Annotated in this window: 21 protein-coding genes; 19 read left to right on the top strand and 2 right to left on the bottom strand. The window is 35.6% G+C overall.

The window, feature by feature from the left end; genetic code table 11:
• Nucleotides 1–6 precede the first annotated feature (6 nt).
• Nucleotides 7–2820, top strand: a complete 2814-nt coding sequence (locus D8802_RS09680) for a phage tail tip lysozyme (RefSeq protein WP_125395696.1) — start codon at nt 7–9, stop codon at nt 2818–2820.
• A 30-nt stretch (nt 2821–2850) separates the two neighbouring features.
• Here the strand turns inward: D8802_RS09680 and D8802_RS10165 are convergent, their stop codons facing one another.
• Complete coding sequence (locus D8802_RS10165) at nt 2851–3039, bottom strand: hypothetical protein (protein WP_001860875.1); 189 nt, start codon at nt 3037–3039, stop codon at nt 2851–2853.
• Nucleotides 3040–3057: 18 nt separating this feature from the next.
• Here D8802_RS10165 and D8802_RS09675 point away from each other — a divergent pair, with 18 nt between their 5' ends.
• The 5 genes from D8802_RS09675 to D8802_RS09655 all read left to right on the top strand — a co-directional run bounded on the left by D8802_RS09675 (nt 3058) and on the right by D8802_RS09655 (nt 11144).
• Nucleotides 3058–3642 carry a PBECR4 domain-containing protein gene (locus D8802_RS09675; RefSeq protein ID WP_260468420.1) on the top strand — a complete coding sequence of 195 codons (585 nt, stop codon included), beginning with the start codon at nt 3058–3060 and terminating at the stop codon, nt 3640–3642.
• Between the two features lie 150 nt (nt 3643–3792).
• Nucleotides 3793–4203, top strand: coding sequence for a thrombospondin type 3 repeat-containing protein (locus D8802_RS09670; RefSeq protein WP_125395694.1), 411 nt, complete (start codon nt 3793–3795; stop codon nt 4201–4203).
• Nucleotides 4204–4250: 47 nt separating this feature from the next.
• On the top strand, nt 4251–10475 hold the full coding sequence (locus tag D8802_RS09665) for a DEAD/DEAH box helicase family protein (RefSeq protein WP_185758227.1): 6225 nt from the start codon (nt 4251–4253) through the stop codon (nt 10473–10475).
• Nucleotides 10476–10549: 74 nt separating this feature from the next.
• A complete protein-coding gene (locus tag D8802_RS09660; protein WP_125395692.1) occupies nt 10550–10834 on the top strand; it encodes a DUF5962 family protein in 285 nt (94 codons plus the stop codon).
• Between the two features lie 13 nt (nt 10835–10847).
• Complete coding sequence (locus D8802_RS09655) at nt 10848–11144, top strand: DUF5966 family protein (RefSeq protein WP_125395691.1); 297 nt, start codon at nt 10848–10850, stop codon at nt 11142–11144.
• Between the two features lie 13 nt (nt 11145–11157).
• On the opposite strand, the gene D8802_RS09650 is transcribed toward D8802_RS09655, so the two are convergent.
• Nucleotides 11158–11355, bottom strand: a complete 198-nt coding sequence (locus D8802_RS09650) for a hypothetical protein (protein WP_025172557.1) — start codon at nt 11353–11355, stop codon at nt 11158–11160.
• 159 nt (nt 11356–11514) lie between these two features.
• On the opposite strand from D8802_RS09650, the gene D8802_RS09645 reads away from it, so the two are divergent.
• The 13 genes from D8802_RS09645 to D8802_RS09585 all read left to right on the top strand — a co-directional run.
• A complete protein-coding gene (locus D8802_RS09645; protein WP_125395690.1) occupies nt 11515–12156 on the top strand; it encodes a peptidylprolyl isomerase in 642 nt (213 codons plus the stop codon).
• Between the two features lie 9 nt (nt 12157–12165).
• On the top strand, nt 12166–13251 hold the full coding sequence (locus D8802_RS09640) for a toprim domain-containing protein (RefSeq protein ID WP_125395689.1): 1086 nt from the start codon (nt 12166–12168) through the stop codon (nt 13249–13251).
• A gap of 50 nt (nt 13252–13301) precedes the next feature.
• Nucleotides 13302–13535, top strand: coding sequence for a DUF5965 family protein (locus tag D8802_RS09635; RefSeq protein ID WP_000152419.1), 234 nt, complete (start codon nt 13302–13304; stop codon nt 13533–13535).
• Complete coding sequence (locus D8802_RS09630; RefSeq protein WP_125395688.1) at nt 13532–13915, top strand: DUF5945 family protein; 384 nt, start codon at nt 13532–13534, stop codon at nt 13913–13915. The genes D8802_RS09635 and D8802_RS09630 overlap by 4 nt, the downstream gene beginning before the upstream one ends.
• A gap of 37 nt (nt 13916–13952) precedes the next feature.
• Nucleotides 13953–14225 carry a hypothetical protein gene (locus D8802_RS09625; protein ID WP_125395687.1) on the top strand — a complete coding sequence of 91 codons (273 nt, stop codon included), beginning with the start codon at nt 13953–13955 and terminating at the stop codon, nt 14223–14225.
• Between the two features lie 70 nt (nt 14226–14295).
• Nucleotides 14296–14772, top strand: coding sequence for a type II toxin-antitoxin system antitoxin PezA (gene pezA, locus D8802_RS09620; RefSeq protein ID WP_125395686.1), 477 nt, complete (start codon nt 14296–14298; stop codon nt 14770–14772).
• Entirely contained in the window at nt 14772–15530 is a 759-nt protein-coding gene (gene pezT, locus D8802_RS09615) for a type II toxin-antitoxin system toxin PezT (protein ID WP_125395685.1), read from the top strand. Before pezA ends, pezT begins: the two co-directional genes overlap by 1 nt.
• 263 nt (nt 15531–15793) lie before the next feature.
• The gene (locus D8802_RS09610; RefSeq protein ID WP_049531753.1) at nt 15794–16477 is read left to right on the top strand and encodes a LexA family transcriptional regulator; all 684 of its coding nucleotides are present in this window, start codon (nt 15794–15796) and stop codon (nt 16475–16477) included.
• Between the two features lie 2 nt (nt 16478–16479).
• Nucleotides 16480–17895, top strand: a complete 1416-nt coding sequence (locus D8802_RS09605; protein ID WP_125395684.1) for a Y-family DNA polymerase — start codon at nt 16480–16482, stop codon at nt 17893–17895.
• Nucleotides 17892–18257, top strand: coding sequence for a hypothetical protein (locus tag D8802_RS09600; RefSeq protein ID WP_125395683.1), 366 nt, complete (start codon nt 17892–17894; stop codon nt 18255–18257). The genes D8802_RS09605 and D8802_RS09600 overlap by 4 nt, the downstream gene beginning before the upstream one ends.
• Complete coding sequence (locus tag D8802_RS09595) at nt 18247–18537, top strand: DUF5960 family protein (RefSeq protein ID WP_125395682.1); 291 nt, start codon at nt 18247–18249, stop codon at nt 18535–18537. Before D8802_RS09600 ends, D8802_RS09595 begins: the two co-directional genes overlap by 11 nt.
• Before the next feature lie 293 nt (nt 18538–18830).
• Nucleotides 18831–19187 (top strand): SAG1252 family conjugative relaxosome accessory protein, encoded by a 357-nt coding sequence (locus tag D8802_RS09590; protein WP_125395681.1) that lies wholly within the window; start codon nt 18831–18833, stop codon nt 19185–19187.
• Nucleotides 19188–19191: 4 nt separating this feature from the next.
• On the top strand, nt 19192–19429 hold a 238-nt coding region (locus D8802_RS09585; RefSeq protein WP_125395680.1), incomplete at its 3' end, for a plasmid mobilization protein.

The following is a 19429-nucleotide window of genomic DNA, read 5'->3' as shown; positions in this document are numbered from 1 at the left end:
AGGTAAATGAAGGATAAAAGAGAAATCATACGTGCACGAAAGGCATTTAGAAGAAGTCTAAAAGATGAGAAGAAATTCTTGAAAAAAGGAAAGAAGGAGGTGAGGAAACAGAAAAAAGATTCCGCTGTACTGGATGAAAAAGTATGGAAAAAAGAGATAAAAGAAAAGCTAGAGGAGATGAGAGAAGCTTCAAAGGAGAGAGTAAAACAAGCAAATGAAGACTACAATCATATTCTTCAAAATAGTCCTCCATCTCTTTTGAATCGGAAAGAATTAAGAGACAGACGGTTGCCTCATGCTAGGAAACGATTGAAAATAGCCAAGAAGCAATTTAGAGAAGCAAAGGCACAGTCAAAAGAAGAAAGAAAAGAGCGTCGTAAAGAAAGAAAAACCAATCAAAAATTTCTCTACGGTCAGGAATCGAAAGTAAAATCCAATTTTTTCTTTCAAGGGAAGAGTTTAGAAGAATTAAAAGCTAAGAAAGAAGTCAAGACCGCAAAAGAGAATCTAAAATCTACTAAACAAGCCTATAAGTCCAAAAAAGTCAGTAGGAAAGCCAAAACTTTTCTTTATGTCCTTGGACGTGAAGGTGGAGAGTTAGCTTCAGAAAATGAAGATTTAGAAGGCTATCGCACACTTCAAGAGACCATTAGAAAAGGGAAACGCTACAGTCGGCTTTCTTATAATCTTGGAAAAGCTAGTGTCAAAACAGGACAAGCAACAGGTCGTTTTACCAAGAAAAGACTGACCAATACAAAAGAGCGATACCATCATTTTAAGGATGGAAAAGGATGGAAACTAGCGAAAGAGAATCCAAGTTCCTTTAAAAATCGGTATCGAAAATTAAAGAAACAAGGTCTTACAAGTGTCCGAAATATCTATCAAAAACTAAAAGCAGCCTTTTCCTTCTTTACATTTGCGGCTGGAAATCCTGTAACCTGGATAGTTGGAGGAATAGTCTTTCTTCTTTTACTTATGATGAGTTTCTTTTTAGGATTTTCATCTGCTAGTTTGATTCAACAAGATGAATTTGAATTAACAAAAGCTTATACCCACCTAACTTGGGAAGATGCAGAACATACTCGCACAAATGACAAAGGAATTACTTATTACACAAAAGTTGATGATGTGATGGGGTATATGAACTTTAAATTCCATGACTATGAGTTACACAAACCAGTTCACTTATTTAGTTCAGAAACTTACAAGGATTATCTATCTACTTTGTGGCATGATTTAAACAATGGGGAAGATTTGAAATCAATGCAAGACCTTTATGAAACTCCTAAGTATAGACTATCGAAAGACGATCAAGAGGAAATGAAGGAACTAAAAGAAGAGGGTGTGTATGCTTCCATGCAGGAATTGGACAATCCATTTGAGGGGAAAAGCAACGAAGATAGTCTAACCATGACTTATCGTTATGGATACTATGATCTAGACGGAAAACCTACCCTTCAGGAGTACATTCTACTAGAAGCGAAGGCTCACCAAACGATTGTCGCACCAATGGATGGAGTTGTGTCTCTAGACGGTGACAATGTTATTCTCACTAACGGAAAAGGAGAGAATGAGAGTCGATTGACCTTGCATTCTATTCATAATGGCCGTGCGATTGAGGGGACAAGAGTTCTAACGGGTGATATTATTGGTGAAACACCAGACGATACAGGGTTGAAAGTTTCCTATCAGAAGTATAAAAACAAGAAAGAAAAATTGGTGTATGTCAATCCGCAATTTTATTTTCCAAAAGTCATTCAACTTCAGACCACTATCTTACCAGCCATTGGTCAGTTTGGTGGGGATGAGTTTGAACGAGCAAAACATATTTATGAGTTTTTGAAATCTCAAGGGGCAAGTCCCCAAGCCATTGCGGCAATTTTAGGAAATTGGTCGGTAGAATCTTCTATCAATCCAAAACGAGCTGAAGGGGATTATTTATCTCCTCCAGTTGGCGCTACCGATTCCTCATGGGATGATGAAAGCTGGTTAGCGATAGGAGGGCCAGCCATTTATAGTGGTGCTTATCCTAATATCCTTCATAGAGGTTTGGGGTTAGGTCAATGGACGGATACCGCAGATGGTTCAACACGTCATACAGCTTTATTGAATTATGCACGCACCCAAAATAAGAAATGGTATGATTTAGACCTCCAACTTGATTTTATGCTTCATGGGGATAGTCCTTACTATCAAAGTTGGTTAAAGGATTTCTTTGGAAATACGGGCAGTGCAGCCAATCTCGCTCAACTCTTCCTCACCTATTGGGAGGGAAATTCTGGTGACAAACTACTGGAAAGACAAACCAGAGCAACGGAATGGTATTACCAAATTGAAAAAGGCTTTAGTCAAACAAATGGAGGACAGGCAAAGAGTGACCCACAATCCCTTGAAGGGGTTCGTGGGGACTTGTATGATCATTCTGTTCCTGGTGGTGGAGATGGTATGGCCTATGCCTATGGACAATGTACATGGGGTGTTGCGGCTCGTATGAACCAGTTAGGATTAAAGCTAAAAGGTAGAAACGGAGAGAAGATTTCAATCATTAATACCATGGGAAATGGTCAGGACTGGGTTGCGACAGCTTCAAGTCTTGGTGGAGAAACGGGCTCTACACCAAGAGCAGGTGCCATTGTTTCTTTTGTGGGAGGTACACATGGCACACCAGCCATCTACGGTCATGTGGCTTTTGTCGAGAAAGTATATGATGACGGTTCTTTCCTTGTGTCTGAGACAAACTATGGTGGCAACCCTAACTATACCTTTAGAATAATCTCTCAAGCAGATAGTGCCATCAGTTTTGCTTATACTACGAAATAGGAGAGTTTACACTTGAAATTTTAACCATTTTCAGGTAGAATAAATAGTGTAGATGAGTAGTCGGCTCATGGTCAATCTGATAGTAATCTTGGACATAAGGGCCAAGCGGTGGCGGACACCAGAACGAAATCCGATAGCAATCTTGGACGTAAGGGCCAAGCGGTGGCAGACACCAGAATAAACCGACTGACTAGGTGGCTTACAGACTCTGTAAACCACCTTTTTTGTGAGGAAAATATGGAAATTATGGAAAATATGGAAAATTTTGAAGTTTATCGTAATCCTAATTACAACGAAAAAATAAAACTTCAGCGTTTTTTTACACAGTTACAAATTGCGGCTTCTTTTTTTAAAAAACACTTTGTTGGCAAAATCATGTATTATGAAACGGAAATTGAAAGTGTTGAGCTTCATTTTTCACCTACTAATTTCATGCACCTATGTGGTGTTGATTACCAAAAAGGTGCAGGCAGTTTCTTTGACGATTGTTTAAATAGACATGTCATAATTGATGAGTTGAAAATAAAAAAAGATGGAACCACGATGCAAAAGTTACAAGTTTTAGGATCCATTGAGGAGTTATTGGGAAAGCATGTTCATCTAACTGGTTCAGGACGTTATTTGTATTTGGAGTTTGATTATGCTCTACGTACAAGAAAACAGATACTAGCATTAACATTGAAAGAGACCTCTAGGAAAATTGTTCCTCAATCTTTATTAGATTTGAAGAGAAAGACAGTATTTCCAAAAGGTGAAAAAGTAATTTCCATTTACTCAAAACATTTACAAACATCGGAACTTTTTTATTATTTAAAAGATTAGTTTACATATCTTTTGTGGCATAAAATATATTTTTATCATTTTAAGGAGAACGCAGTTTTGGCTCGTTCTCTTTTTTGTTGTGATACTTCTTTCAAGAAATATTTGGTAGGATTGGAGTGAAAAAAGATTAACTAGGAAAGAAGGAAGTATATGGAAGCCATTTATCAACGTGATTCGGATCAAGATGGACTGACTGATGCTCAAGAATTGACGCTAGGAACCAATCCTCTTAGCGCAGATTCTGATGGTGATGGTCGTTCAGATTTAGTAGAAGTAGAAGAAGGAACCAATCCCTTAGAAAAGGATTTACAAGACATGGGCCAAACAAGTATAACTGAACCGTCTTCAGTATTTATGGAAATGAAACAAAAGATTTCAGATATGATGGAGAGTCACTACAAGGAATTTATACAGGCTCTGATTAGTATTGAAACAGGGATTGAAAACGAACAAGACCTAGAAGACTTATATACTTACTACATGAGAACAGATGCCGTTTCTCTTTTGTCTAGTGATTTAGAAACCAGTCCTCAAGAGGTTGAAATGGAGATAGAGTTGTAGGGGAATCATGTGATTCTCCTATTTTCATATAGATGAAAGGAGCGAGTATGGAAGTAATGCAATTATTGGCTATGTTTCGTGGAACAATTCCAAAAGATAGGGAGAAAATGGGCCTATTTCTTCGTTATCAAGCGCAACATTTTGATGAGAAATGGCAAGACTTGGTAGAGAGTTTTTTGGCTGAAGATGGCAAGATAGAAGAGATACCTCATGTCTATTCGTTTGATCAAGATATTGTTTCTTTCCTAGAGGCTAGTTCTGAAAATAATGACCAAGATTTAGAAAGTTACACAAGAAATTTTGGACAAGCGGGTCTAGATAAATTATCTCAATTAAGTAGTTGGGAGAAATACTTGGTGCTAGAAGTCGCAACCTATAATCTTTCCACTCGATTTTACATCCAGTCTGAAAAAGAGAAGCTAGAACAACTAAGTGAGCTTATTTTTCATCAGAATCAGGATGTCAATTTGGTCAATGTCTATCGGGTTGCGAATAATCTATCTGACCGTATTAGTAGAGATATAGAGGAATTTCTTCTAATGGTTGACTCAAAAGAACTAAAAAAAGAGGTTCTTGAGATTCATTTTGAAGAAAAAGAAGGAGATGTTCTAGCCTATTTGGGTTCAGAATTGATGGCTACTTTAGATACTGTTACGGATTTTGTCCATCATGAAGAAAACTACAAACAACTACCACTGACACAAAAGCTGAAGATTATTACTCATTTTGATGAAGTAAAGGCTATAAGAGAAAAGTCTAAGCAAGTAGAGGAAGCAGTCTTACCTTTAGATAATATTGACCAGGTAGAAGAAAATGTGGAAGTTCATTCCCTATCTAAAGTAGATAAAATTGTAGAAGAAGCTTCGAGGGAATATCCAATCGGTTCACAAGTAAGTTATAAAGGACAAGTATTTCAGTTGGTTTCGATTGAAAATGCACAGTTAAATGACTTAGTTCGCCTAGAGCTATTCAATGATTCCAACCAGTTATTTGAAGAGAATCCTATCTTATACTTGAACAGTTTGGAAGAGATTGAACAAGTATTGTCTCTCGTAGAACTTGAAAAAGAAGATTCAGAGATTGAGATTGATTCACCAAGTGAAAGCCAGGAAATAGATTTGTTTTCCTATCTGGAAGAAGATAATGAAAAGGATAAGGAAACAGAAACGCTTATTGTAGGCATTGAAGAGACGGATGTCCCTGTTCTAGATTTTGTTTTTCCAGATGATTTAGAGGATTTTTATCCTAAGACAAATCGAGAAAAGATTGAAACGAATATCGCCGCAATTGAACTTGTTAAAAGATTAGAAAAAGAGAGACGACAAGCAAGTCCAGAAGAACAAGAGCTACTAGCCAAGTATGTTGGATGGGGTGGTCTTGCCAATGAATTTTTCGATGAACTCAATCCAAAGTATGAAACAGAACGTTTAACTCTTAAGAGTTTAGTAAGTAAATCAGAATACTCCACTATGAAACAAAGTTCTCTCACAGCCTATTATACAGACCCAATGATTATTCGCCAGATTTGGCAAAAGTTACTGGATGATGGTTTTGAAGGAGGAAGGATTTTAGATCCTTCTATGGGGACTGGGAACTTCTTTGCGGCTATGCCTAGAAGTATACGAGAGAAATCAGAACTCTATGGGGTTGAATTAGACAGTGTGACAGGCGCAATCGCAAAACAACTCCACCCCAATACCCATATTGAAGTGCGAGGATTTGAAGAAGTGCCCTATCAAAATAATAGTTTTGATTTAGTCTTAACGAATGTTCCTTTTGGAAATTTTCGCATTGCCGATAAAAACTATGATAAACCTTATATGATTCATGATTACTTTGTCAAACACTCACTTGATTTAGTAAGAGACGGAGGACAAGTGTCGATTATCTCATCTATTGGGACAATGGATAAGCGGACAGATAATGTCTTACAAGAGATTAAATCCAACACTCATTTTTTAGGGGGAGTTCGTTTGCCGGATACGGCTTTTAAAAAGATTGCAGGTACTCGAGTGACCACAGATCTCCTCTTCTTTCAAAAGGATCAAGCAAAGAATCTTAATGAAGAGGAACTTGTTTTTAGTGGTTCTATTCTCTTTGAGGAGGATAAGCGTGTCTGGATCAATCCTTATTTTGATGGGAAATACAACACACAAGTTTTGGGTGAATATGAGGTACGTAATTTTAATGGAGGAACTCTCAATGTTAAGGGGGGATCAGAAACATTAGCTACTGACATAATGGAAGCATTAGAGAATGTGGAAGAACCTAAACCAATTGACAATTCTTTGAAAGCACCTGTTTTTATCCAAGAAGAAGTGGATCATTCTATTCCAAGTCGTATACGTGAGGACTTAGCGCTCTATTCTTTTGGATATGAGAGAAATCAAATTTATTACCGAGATACGCATGGCATTCGGAAAAGTTCAAAAGTAGACGAAATTAGTTATTATGTAGATGAGAAGGGAGATTTTAAAGCTTGGGACAGTTCTTTGTCTGAACATAAAATAGACCGATTCGTGCAACTTCATTTGACTGATGAGGAAGCACTAGATGTTTACAAGTCAGAAGAAGCGAGTAAAAGAGGGAAATATAAGGGCTTGTTCAAAAAAACAGTCTTTTATGAAAGCCCCTTATCGGATAAGGATATTAGTCGTATTAAGAGCATGGTTGATTTGAGAGAAACCTATCAATCCTTAATTGAAATTCAACGTCATCCAGATTATAGTCGAACAGATTTTCAGGTATTACTTAGTAAACTCAATCGTGACTATGACCGCTTTGTAAGTCAATTTGGATACTTGAATGCCTCAGTTAATCGGAACTTATTTGATAGTGACGATAAGTATTCCTTACTAGCTAGTTTAGAAGATGAATACATTGATTCTAAAAGTCAGAAAGTAAAATATAAAAAATCTTTAGCTTTTGAGAAAGCATTGGTTAGGCCGGAGAGAGTAATTACAAGAGTTTCAACGGCTTTAGATGCCTTAAACTCTAGTTTATCGGATGGTAGAGGGGTTGATTTAGACTATATGGTATCAATTTACCCTGAACATAGCCAAGCTGCTATTTTAGATGAGTTAGGAGACCAGATTTTAATGGATCCAGAAAGCTATTTAAGAGGGGAAAGAAAATATCTTTCTAAGAACCAGTTTTTATCAGGAGATATTCTCAACAAGATAGAAGTAGTTCAACTATTAGTGGAGGAAAACAATCAAGATTGTGACTGGTCCCATGCTTTAGATTTGTTAGAATCTGTTCGCCCTCCACGGATTCATCTGGCAGATATTGAGTTTAAAATAGGTTCACGTTGGATTCCTCAATCCGTTTATGGTAAATTTGCCTTTGAATGTTTTACCAATCGTGAATTTGAATTGTCTTCTCCTGATGTTGAACAAGTCATTGAAGTGAATCCTGTCGATGGGCAGGTTCATTTAAGGACATCATTTGCTTATCGCTATCCAAGTGCCAAAGATAGTAGTCTTGGAGTTAGTGGGTCACGTTATGATACAGGAAGAAAGATTTTTGAGAATTTACTAAATTCAAACCAACCGACGATTACTATGACTGTTACGGAAGGAGAAAAGAAAAAGACCATCACAGATTTGGAAAAAACCTCTGTTCTAAGAGCAAAAGAGCAGCATTTACAAGAACTCTTTCAAGACTTTGTCTCACGGTATCCAGAAGTCCAACAAGTCATTGAAGAAAGTTACAATCGTCTTTATAATCGAACGGTTAGTCGAGAGTATGACGGTAGCCATCTAGTCATTGATGGCTTGGCACAAAACATCAGTCTTCGTCCTCATCAAGAGAATGCCATTCAAAGAATCGTAGAAGAAAAAAGAGCCTTATTAGCTCATGAGGTAGGTTCAGGAAAGACCTTGACCATGCTTGGTGCTGGGTTTAAATTAAAGGAGTTGGGGATGGTTCATAAGCCCTTGTATGTAGTGCCCTCTAGTTTGTCTGCTCAATTTGGTCAAGAAATCATGAAATTTTTCCCTACTAAAAAAGTCTTTGTGACTACTAAGAAAGATTTTGTGAAGGCGAGAAGAAAACAATTTGTGTCACGTATTATTACAGGAGATTACGATGCCATTGTCATTGGGGATTCTCAATTTGAAAAAATCCCTGTCAGTAAGGAAAGACAGATGAATTATATAGAGGATAAACTCAATGAACTACGAGAGATTAAAACACATTCTGAAAATAAGTATACCGTTAAAGAAGCAGAGCAATCAATAAGTGGTCTAGAGAAACAATTGGAAGAACTCCAACGTTTTAATCGTGATAGTTTTATTGATTTTGAGAACTTAGGAATTGATTTTCTCTTTGTGGATGAAGCACATCACTTTAAAAACATTCGTCCAATTACTGGACTTGGGAATGTAGCAGGGATTACTAATACAACTTCTAAGAAGAATGTGGATATGGAAATGAAGGTGCGACAGATTCAGGAAGAACATGATTTTAAAAACATTGTCTTTGCGACAGGAACACCTGTTTCCAATTCTATTAGTGAGTTGTATACTATGATGAACTATATTCAACCAGATATCTTAAAACGCTATCAAGTTGATTATTTTGACTCTTGGGTAGGTGCTTTTGGAGAAATTCAAAACTCTATGGAATTAGCTCCTACAGGGGATAAGTACCAACCTAAGAAACGATTTAAAAAGTTTGTCAATCTTCCTGAGCTGATGAAAATCTATAAAGAAACAGCCGACATTCAAACACAAGATATGTTGGATTTACCTGTACCAGAAGCCCATATTATCCCTATTGAGAGTGAGTTAACTGAAAACCAGAAACTCTATTTAGAAGAATTGGTTATGAGGTCAGATATGGTCAAATGTGGAACCGTTGATCCGAGCCAGGATAACATGTTAAAGATAACAGGTGAGGCACGGAAACTAGCTATTGATATGCGTTTATTGGACTCTAGTTATAGTCTAGCAGACAATCATAAACTACTTCAGGTAGTGGATAATGTTGAAAGAATTTATCGTGAGGGAATGGAAAATAAGGCTACTCAGATGATTTTTTCAGATATTGGCACCCCTAAGAAAAAGGATAATGGCTTTGATGTCTATTCTGAAATAAAGGCTTTATTAGTTGATAGAGGAATCCCTAGTAAGGAAATTGCCTTTGTACATGATGCCAATAGTGATGAAAAGAAGAATAGTTTGTCTCGAAAGGTCAATGCAGGAGAGGTGCGGATTCTCCTTGCCTCAACTGAAAAAGGAGGAACAGGTTTAAATGTTCAGAGCAAGATGAAAGCAGTTCATCACCTGGATGTTCCGTGGAGACCAAGTGACATTCAGCAACGCAATGGACGTATTATCCGACAGGGAAATGAAAACAAGGAAGTAGATATTTACCACTATATTACCAAAGGTTCGTTTGATAATTATCTATGGGCAACTCAGGAGAACAAACTCCGTTATATTAAGCAGATTATGACTTCTAAGGAGCCGATTCGTGCTGCAGAAGACATTGATGAGCAGACCATGACAGCTTCTGATTTTAAGGCACTAGCAACAGGTAATCCTTATCTCAAATATAAGATGGAACTAGAGAATGATCTAACTCTATTAGAAAATCAAAGACGCGCCTTTCAACGCAGCAAGGATCACTATCGTCATACAATCTCCTACTGTGAAGAAAATATGCCCATTCTTGAGAAACGATTAAGCAAGTATGAAGGCGACATTCAACAGTCTGAAATGTCGAAAGACCAGGTATTTTCTATGACGGTAGGTAAGCAGGCTTTTGATCAACGAGCTGAAGCAGGGGAATCCCTACACCGTCTTATCCGTCATAATCAAGCTGACAGCAAAGAATTTCGTACCCTAGCCAGTTATCGAGGATTTGACATTAAAATGCTTAGTCTTCCAACAAATCAACCTCTTCCTGAAACCTTCTCTGTTAAGATTGTGGGAGAAAATCAGTATTCTGTCAGTTTAGATTTGTATTCTCCTTTAGGCACAATTCAAAGACTTCAGCATACGATTGATCACATCAAGGAGGACCAAGTGAAAACTCAGAACTTATTGGATGAATTAAAGGATAAATGGACTACTGCTAAGGTAGAAATTGAGAAAAATTTTCCAAAGGAAGAGGATTATCAAACTAAAAAGGCCGAATACGATGTACTCGCGCCATTAATTGAAACAGAAACGGATTTAGATATTATTGATCAGGCCTTAAGACAACTCCACGAAAAAGGAAAAGGAAAAGAAAAGCAAGAACAACTTTCTTTTGAATTAGATTAAAAAATAGATATAAATAGCGGACAAGAAAAGAAAAGCGCGGTAGAATAAAGATAGAAAGAAACGAGGTAACGATTATGATGGAAGATACCTATTATCAATTAGAAGAGGCTTTGGTACAGGGATTTCAAACACCTGAAGAATACCAAGCCTACAAGGAACTAAAGGAACATTATGAGGAAGTGACGGGGGATTACAGCTTTTCCAAACGAGAACTCACTAGCCAAATGGAAATCGCTCTTCAGAATCATCGAGGTGTGGACTTTGAAGAGCATGAAAAAGAGGAGTATTTGGACTTAGTTCAAAAGCTAAAGGAATTTGATTCCTCTCTTGCCACCCATTATCGTCAATTGATTGGCTAGAAAGGAGAAAGTCATGAATGATTTACTCCTTATCCCAGTAATTTTTTTAGCAGTAGGAGGAATTCTCATTCTTTTATGGAGACTCTTTCTTATTGCCAGTGGACTTTTCCTGATTGGTTTTGTCAGTTTTCTTATTTTCGTTGAGGGTTATGGAATTTATTTGTTCTTTACTGAACCTAGTTTATATTTTGATGATATCAGACAACATGGTTTAACTAGTTTTACGGCTGTGTACCTTTTCATCAATCTGATGTTGGTTCTAGGATTCAGTTGGCGCTTCATTAACTCCATAAATAAGAAAAAAATGTGAACTTTTTAGATAGTCAAAAGACTTTATCTGAATCTAAATTCGGATAAGGTTTTTTATTTGCCTTGATTCTTTCATATACTTCATAGCTAAATTGGAGTAATAATTTATGAAAATCATTATCCTCACTATTATTACCTGTATTTATGGCTTGTTTATGTCGTTCAATATGAGAAAGAGCTCTTCTCAAATTTTCTTCTTTTAATTTGTTCATGTTTATATTATAAGCTGAAGACAGCTAATTTTGATATTTTTCTCTGAACTGTACGATTTTGCGCCTGAAATGTAGGAATTACCTTTCGTTGTGATGTGATAAAACTTACAAGTTCTTTTTGTTATTCTTGACCTAGTTTTTATAGAAAGAAGGTCTAAGATGTTAAATAAAGTCAAAACTAAAGCCTTAATTAGTGTTGGAGCAGTGGCTGCAACTAGCTTTATTCTCATGATGGGATATACTGCTGGTCAACATTCTACTGCTAAACAAAGTCGCAAAGAAATCGAATTGGCTGCAGCTAAACTTGTAGAGGACAAACAAGCAGAAGATAAAGCAAGTATTTTGTCATCGGATACTGTAAAAGAATTTTTGACTCAGTACTATACGAAAGAAAAGCTCGGAGAAAATAATACACGTATTCAACCTTATATGACTGAATCGGCTTATTCTCAAGAATTGACAAGTCAAAATGATGCCATGAACCAAGTGTATAAGGATTATATTTTGGATTATCATTTTGAAAAAGCAGATATCTTTGTCAATCAGACTACGAATCAAGCTATTGCCATGGTCTCTTATAATGTAACCTATGTATCTGATTTAAAGAATGCCAACCAATCAAAGACTAATCAGACAGAAACAAGAACAGTTAAGTTATCCTATTCTAAACTACCTGGTAAGTTATTGGTCAATCAAGTACAGGTTTGGAAATCTGGGTTAGATGATTTAGATAAGGCAACTCCTAAAACTTTAGAAGAATCATCATCAATACCATCATTGCCAAATACTACGAAAAAATGATGATATTGCATGGAAATAGAAGAGTGTAAGCAAATTTCAATTCTTGATGTAGCCAATCGTTTAGGTATCTCCTTTAAACAAGTTTCTAGCAGTGTCTATGAACATCCTGAACACGATTCATTCCGAATTTTTTCCACTACCAATACTTTTAAATGGTTTTCAAGAGATATTCAAGGTGATGTCATTGATTTTGTTCGACTAGTTAAGGGACTATCCTTTAAAGAAGCTCTAGCCTTTCTTTCTGAAGAACCTTTTCAAAAAGAAGCTGTTCAAGAAAAAAGAGAGAGACCATTTTATTATCCTTTAAAGAGAATAGAAGATTCTAACTGTAGTCTGGCCAGATATTACTTAACAGAATGTAGAGGAATTTCAGAAGAAATCGTACAAAGGATGATTCAACAAGGTTTAATAGCACAAGCCAGTTGGAAAACAAACGAAACAGTTGAACCTGTTATTGTTTTTAAAAGCTTTGATCATCGTCACAAGCTGCAGGCAGCAAGTTTACAAGGGATTTATAAGAATCATTCTCTCCCAAGAAAGAGGTTAAAAACGATTCTAAAAGGAAGCCATGGACATGTTGGAATATCCTTTGACATTGGTAAACCAAATAGACTGGTCTTTTGTGAATCGTTCATCGACTTGATGAGCTATTACGAACTTCATCAACAAAGTCTATCTGATGTTCGTTTGGTATCTATGGAGGGATTAAAAAGGTCTGTTGTTGCTTATCAAACTTTACGACTAATAGCTGAAGAAAATCAGAAATTGGAATTTTTAGATACAGTAATACCTTCAAAGTTATTGCCTTTAATCAATACGATTCGTGATACCACAAGCTATTTTGATAATCATCCTGATTTATTGACACTGGCAGTAGATTGTGATGATGCGGGTAAAGATTTTTCTGATAAGTTATCTCAATCAGGATTTCCTGTTTTACTGGATTTGCCTGATAATGAATCTGGGAAAGAAAAAATAGACTGGAATGATGTTCTTAGAGAAAAGAAATCAGATTTACAATGTATACTTGAGACTGCAAAAGAGACATTGGGGAATCAGCCAGTAAGACAAACCTCTCAATGTTTAGAATTGTGATAACAAAATCAAGATGTTTTAGCTAATATTAAAATGAAGGAGGATCGTATATGACCATAATCGAACGCTTAGAAGAAAAGGTCACTAGGCAAGAAAGTAAGGTAGCAAGAGAAACAGAAAAACTAGCTGCTTACAAAGAGCAACTGGAGACAGCGATGTTTGCGACGTTCAAAAGGCGTCAAAGCATTAGTCACATGAGTTTTGAAGAAGCTCTTGACCATGCCTTTGGTAAAGAAAGACAATTCGATGATTCTGAATTTAGAAAGGATGAAATGAGTGAATGACAAAAGATTGGAATTTTAATCAACCATTAGAAAGTAAATCAGAAAATCAAGAAGATCCAGATAAAATTGCGGCCTTATTTGGAAATCATCAAGGAGGTAATGATGTAAATTATGAAGCAGCTTTTCAAAAGCGAAAACAAGAACCTGTGACAGCATCGAATCCTAGTTCTAAACCCAAAGTTACAGAGGTTAGAACAGGAAAAGAGACAGATATCACTACAAGTTATCAGCAACATCTTAAAAGACTTATTGCGGATAACAATAGTGATATTCAAAGTAGTCAAAAGAAAATTGAAGAGCTACATACGTTGATTGACACAAAGAATAAAGACAATAAGAAATTGCAGTCCATTTATGATGCGATTTCGGAATTACACTAAGCAGTCCTGATAGGCTGCTTTTTTTGAGAGGTTATAGATGTTTACAACATTTTTTAAGAAAAAGCAAGACAATAGTGATGTATTTAAGAAGCTAATTCATAGACTATCTGATATGTCTGTCCAAGATCTTGAAAAAATAGACCAACTGTTAGATATCATTTTTACTCCAAATCAAGGATCAGAACAACTAAAAACAGAAGCAACTTATAGAGAAGAAACTTTGGACGATACATTAAAGGAAGCTAAAAATCAACTTCATAAGGAACAATTGGAAAAGAATTTAGAGAGATTTAGGAAAAACAGCCAATAATGCACCAAAAATGGTGCATTTACTTTTTCTAAATGTTATAATGGTGGTATAAAAATAAAAGGAGTTTGCCATGATTGGAAAGAACATAAAATCCTTACGTAAAACACATGACTTAACACAAGACGACTTTGCCCGAATTGTAGGAATTTCTCGAAATAGCTTGAGCCGGTATGAAAATGGAACGAGTGCAGTCTCTACGGAACTAATAGACATCATTTGTCAGAAGTTTAATGTATCTTATGTCGATATTGTAGGAGAAGATAAAATGCTCAATCCTGTTGAAGATTATGAATTGACTTTAAAAATTGAAATTGTGAAAGAAAGAGGAGCTAATCTATTATCACGACTCTATCGTTATCAAGATAGTCAGGGAATTAGCATTGATGATGAATCTAATCCTTGGATTTTAATGAGTGATGATCTATCTGACTTGATTCATACGAATATCTATTTAGTAGAAAATTTTGATGAAATAGAGAGGTATAGCGGCTATTTGGATGGAATTGAACGTATGTTAGAGATATCTGAAAAACGGATGGTAGCCTAATGGAAATCCAAGATTATACTGATAGTGAATTCAAACATGCTCTAGCACGGAATCTTCGTTCTCTGACAAGAGGAAAAAAGTCCAGTAAGCAACCTATAACGATTTTGCTTGGAGGGCAAAGTGGTGCTGGTAAGACTACAATTCATCGTATTAAACAGAAAGAATTTCAAGGAAATATTGTTATCATAGATGGCGATAGTTTTCGCTCTCAACATCCACACTATTTAGAACTGCAGCAAGAATATGGCAAAGACAGTGTAGAATACACCAAAGATTTTGCAGGCAAAATGGTAGAGTCTTTAGTAACAAAATTGAGTACTTTGGGATACAATCTTTTGATAGAGGGAACTTTACGAACAGTTGATGTTCCAAAGAAAACAGCACAACTCTTGAAAAATAAGGGCTATGAAGTACAATTAGCTTTGATTGCGACAAAGCCTAAACTGTCCTATCTGAGCACCCTTATCCGATACGAAGAACTGTACGCTATCAATCCAAATCAAGCACGTGCAACTCCAAAAGAACATCATGATTTCATTGTAAATCATCTAGTTGATAATACACGGCAATTGGAAGAACTAGCTATCTTTGAAAGAATTCAAATTTACCAACGAGATAGAAGTTGTGTATATGATTCAAAAGAAAATACAACTTCAGCAGCTACCGTTCTTCATGATTTACTGTTTGGAGAATGGAATCAAGTGGAGAAAGAGATGCTTAAATCTGGAGAAGAAAGATTGAAAGATTTAACTAATTGAAATGGTTTGTAGAGTTAGATTTTTAAAATAAAGTCTATTGGATCGTTAATTAAAAAATAACGATCCTTTTTTATATTCTCTATTTTCTTCTTCATATTTTTTCAAAAGTTTTAGCATTCTTCAGTGATGATTTCCTAACAATAAAAGTACGAATTTAGCGCAGTTTATGATTATTTTAAATCTTGAGGGTTATTAAACTCTTGATTTTTTCAACAAGCTATGGTATCCTTTTTGTTAGTTAATAAACTTACAAAGGAGGACAAATGTTTTCACCTACTAAATTAAAAAGAAAAAGAGAAAGTCAAGGATTATCTCAATCTCAACTTGCATCCAGTTTGGGAATTAGTAGAGCCTCATACTTTAATTGGGAATCAGGTAAAACAAAGCCTAATCAAAACAATTTAAGCAAATTGAGTGAGATTTTGAATGTAGATCTTCGATATTTTGAATCAGAGTATGAAATAGTTGAAACCTATCTCAAACTAACGGAAAGGAATCAAGAAGCAACACTTAATTATGCTACAGAATTGTTGAATAAACAGAATGCAAAGGTTGTAGACATTCCTCAGCGTTTTGCCTATAAGGTCTACGAAAAATTATCAGCTGGTACAGGAACAGCTTATTTTGATGATGGTAATTACGATACAGTTTACTTCGATCATCAATTTGATTATGATTTTGCATCGTGGGTGTTTGGTAATTCAATGGAACCGACATATGAAAATGGTTCAGTTGCCCTTATTAAGCAAACGGGATTTGATTATGACGGGGCTATTTATGCGATCGATTGGGATGGTCAAACCTATATCAAGAAAGTGTATCGTGAAGAAAATGGTCTTCGATTAGTTTCACTCAATCGGAACTATTCAGATAAGTTTGCGCCATATGATGAGAATCCTCGCATTATAGGGAAAATCGTTGGGAACTTTATGCCTTTAGAGGACTAAGTATGAGTTGGTTTGATTATAGTCTCGAACCTAAAAGTGATATTGCCTTTATTGATATGAAATCTTTTTACGCAAGTGTAGAATGTGTAGATAGGGGATTACACCCACTTAAGACTTCGCTTTGTGTTATGAGTCGTGCAGACAATTCTGCTGGTTTAATTCTTGCTTCCTCTCCTATGTTTAAAAAGGTCTTTGGAAAGTCGAACGTTGGACGTTCCTATGATTTACCATTTGATGTAAAGACTCGCAAATTCTCTCACTATAATGCTAGAAAACAAGGCTTACCGACAACGATAGACTATGTTCGTTATATAGAGGAATGGGCAAAATCAACTGTGATTGTTCCTCCGAGAATGGATACTTATATAGCAGTCAATATGGAAATTCAAAAAATCTTTCAAGATTTTGCGGCACCAGACGATATTTATCCCTACTCAATTGATGAAGGATTTATTGATTTAACCAGTTCATTAAATTATTTTGTATCAGATAAAAGTATTAGTAGGAAAGATAAATTAGATATTATTTCGGCTGCTATTCAAAAAAAGATTTGGAGAAAAACTGGAATCTATTCAACTGTAGGCATGTCTAATGCCAATCCCTTATTAGCTAAGTTGGCACTAGATAACGAAGCTAAAAAAACTCCGACAATGAGAGCTAATTGGTCCTATGAGGATGTAGAAAAGAAAGTATGGGCTATTCCTAAAATGACAGATTTCTGGGGAATTGGAAATCGCATGGAGAAGAGATTACATAATTTAGGTATCTTTTCGATTAAAGAATTGGCTCAGGCTAATCCTGACTTGATTAAAAAAGAGCTTGGGATTATGGGACTAGAGTTATGGTTTCATGCCAATGGGATTGACGAAAGCAATGTTCATAAACCTTATAAGCCGAAGTCAAAAGGGATAGGGAACTCTCAAGTTTTACCAAGAGATTATATTAAACAAAGAGATATTGAGATCATACTTCGTGAGATGGCAGAACAAGTTGCAGTTAGATTGAGAAGAGCTGGTAAAAAAGCAACAGTAGTTTCTATACATCTAGGTTACTCTAAAGTGGAACAAAAGCGTTCTATCAATACTCAAATGAAAATTGAACCAACCAATCAAACAGCACTACTGACAAACTACGTCTTAAAGTTATTTCACACTAAATATACTTCAGGAGCTATTAGGAATGTTGCGGTTAACTATTCTGGTTTAGTAGATGAATCCTTTGGATTGATTTCATTATTTGATGATATTGAGAAAATAGAAAAAGAAGAAAGGCTCCAGTACGCAATCGATGCTATTCGAACAGAATTTGGTTTTACTTCACTATTGAAAGGAAATGCCCTGGATCAGGCTTCTAGAACAATTGCAAGAAGTAAACTCATTGGTGGTCATTCAGCTGGAGGATTAGATGGGCTAAAATGATGAATCGTTCTTATTTGCCGTTTTTATCTGCAAGAGAGTATCAAGATCGTGGGATGGCTAAGTGGATGGGATTCTTTTTGTCAGAACATTCAAGTTCTCTTTGGGAAGAAAAAAATAAAGAAGATGTCTCAATTACTTTATCAATGGAAGAGAAAGTCTTACTTGTTCGTCAACTTTATACGAATACATTCCCTGCAACGTTTATTTTTAAGCACTCAAATAGAAGAAAAGTAGTATCGGGTATTGTTAAAGAAATTGGGAAAGAGTTTATATCTATTAAATCAGACACTGGTTTTCTTCGATTAAAATGGTCAGATATACTCGATATACAGATAGAAGGGGAGGAATTACATGAATCGTAAAGAATTATATGATGATAAATTGCAACTAGATTATTTTTCTGAATCCTATTTACAGTTTGAGTCAGATTTTTACAAGTATTCCGCTTTAGATATACCATTGACATTTATTACTGATGACATTTTACGCACAATGGCTATGTCTCAAAAACATTATTTTAAACTTAACAAAAGCAAATCTTTAGACGGTCGTGACCATTATTTTGTTTTTTCTATCAAGATGAACAAAGACAGTAGTGGCATTAGACAGTATGAATATCAGAGACATTGTTTTAGTTTGTAAGAGTCCGATAGGGCTCTTTTTTCTGTGATAATTTTATCAAAAAGTATTTGTTATACTTTTTTTAATTTAGATTTATCATGGGGGTTTGGGGGCGTGCCACCACATTTTCATATCGTTTGTTTTTGAACCGTGAGGTTTGAAATGGCAGGCGATATGATTTTTGGGATATTGTGGACACAATATCTGAGCTCGCAAAGCCTTACAAAAACGTTGAAGCTATTTTGAAAAATGTACTGACAGTGTCAGTAAGATTACATTGTCAGTACAGGTACCAATGAAGGAGGAAAAGTCATATGAAAAGAGATATACGTAGTATCCGGAAACAATTTCGCTTAACAGAAACGGAGGAAAAACAAATACTAGATTTAATGAGAGAGAAAGGAGAGGATAATTTTTCTGATTTTCTCCGTAAAAGCTTACTATTGTCTGATGGACAAAAACAGATGGAAAAATGGTTCAACCTTTGGAAAAAACAAAAGTTGGAACAAATTAGCCGTGATGTTTATGAAATATTAATAATTGCTAAAATAAATCATCAGGTTACTCACGAACATGTTTCTATTTTGTTAACTTGTATTCAGGAATTGATTAAAGAAGTAGAAAAAACAAGTCTTCTTAGTGAAAATTTTCGTAACAAATATATGAGGTAGTACAGTGGAACACCGATATAGAACGAATTTAAAAAAAGTCTTTTTATCTGACCTAGAATTAGTCAAATTGAATGAAAATATCTCAAAAAGTAACTGCTTATCATTCTCAGAATATGCTAGGCGAACTCTACTAGATCCTGGTATGAATTTTATCACCATTGATACAAATAGTTATCAAGATTTGATTTTTGAATTAAAACGAATCGGAAATAATATTAATCAAATAGCCAGAAGCATCAATT

The sequence above is a fragment of the Streptococcus oralis genome (assembly GCF_003943395.1).
Lineage (GTDB): Bacteria > Bacillota > Bacilli > Lactobacillales > Streptococcaceae > Streptococcus > Streptococcus oralis_BF.
Note: the sequence above shows the minus strand (reverse complement) of the source record. Positions and strands in the feature narration are given on the sequence as shown.

Excerpts from the sequence above, each read along its gene's own strand:
- D8802_RS09650 (WP_025172557.1), bottom strand. The coding sequence starts at position 11,355 with ATGAACAAATTAAAAGAAGAAAATTTGAGAAGAGCTCTTTCTCATATT.
- D8802_RS09610 (WP_049531753.1), top strand. The coding sequence starts at position 15,794 with ATGTTTTCACCTACTAAATTAAAAAGAAAAAGAGAAAGTCAAGGATTA.
- D8802_RS09625 (WP_125395687.1), top strand. The coding sequence starts at position 13,953 with ATGTTTACAACATTTTTTAAGAAAAAGCAAGACAATAGTGATGTATTT.
- D8802_RS09670 (WP_125395694.1), top strand. The coding sequence starts at position 3,793 with ATGGAAGCCATTTATCAACGTGATTCGGATCAAGATGGACTGACTGAT.
- pezT (WP_125395685.1), top strand. The coding sequence starts at position 14,772 with ATGGAAATCCAAGATTATACTGATAGTGAATTCAAACATGCTCTAGCA.
- D8802_RS09665 (WP_185758227.1), top strand. The coding sequence starts at position 4,251 with ATGGAAGTAATGCAATTATTGGCTATGTTTCGTGGAACAATTCCAAAA.
- D8802_RS09660 (WP_125395692.1), top strand. The coding sequence starts at position 10,550 with ATGATGGAAGATACCTATTATCAATTAGAAGAGGCTTTGGTACAGGGA.
- D8802_RS09675 (WP_260468420.1), top strand. The coding sequence starts at position 3,058 with ATGGAAATTATGGAAAATATGGAAAATTTTGAAGTTTATCGTAATCCT.
- pezA (WP_125395686.1), top strand. The coding sequence starts at position 14,296 with ATGATTGGAAAGAACATAAAATCCTTACGTAAAACACATGACTTAACA.
- D8802_RS09605 (WP_125395684.1), top strand. The coding sequence starts at position 16,480 with ATGAGTTGGTTTGATTATAGTCTCGAACCTAAAAGTGATATTGCCTTT.
- D8802_RS09600 (WP_125395683.1), top strand. The coding sequence starts at position 17,892 with ATGATGAATCGTTCTTATTTGCCGTTTTTATCTGCAAGAGAGTATCAA.
- D8802_RS09645 (WP_125395690.1), top strand. The coding sequence starts at position 11,515 with ATGTTAAATAAAGTCAAAACTAAAGCCTTAATTAGTGTTGGAGCAGTG.
- D8802_RS09655 (WP_125395691.1), top strand. The coding sequence starts at position 10,848 with ATGAATGATTTACTCCTTATCCCAGTAATTTTTTTAGCAGTAGGAGGA.
- D8802_RS09595 (WP_125395682.1), top strand. The coding sequence starts at position 18,247 with ATGAATCGTAAAGAATTATATGATGATAAATTGCAACTAGATTATTTT.
- D8802_RS09680 (WP_125395696.1), top strand. The coding sequence starts at position 7 with ATGAAGGATAAAAGAGAAATCATACGTGCACGAAAGGCATTTAGAAGA.
- D8802_RS09635 (WP_000152419.1), top strand. The coding sequence starts at position 13,302 with ATGACCATAATCGAACGCTTAGAAGAAAAGGTCACTAGGCAAGAAAGT.
- D8802_RS09640 (WP_125395689.1), top strand. The coding sequence starts at position 12,166 with ATGGAAATAGAAGAGTGTAAGCAAATTTCAATTCTTGATGTAGCCAAT.
- D8802_RS09590 (WP_125395681.1), top strand. The coding sequence starts at position 18,831 with ATGAAAAGAGATATACGTAGTATCCGGAAACAATTTCGCTTAACAGAA.
- D8802_RS09630 (WP_125395688.1), top strand. The coding sequence starts at position 13,532 with ATGACAAAAGATTGGAATTTTAATCAACCATTAGAAAGTAAATCAGAA.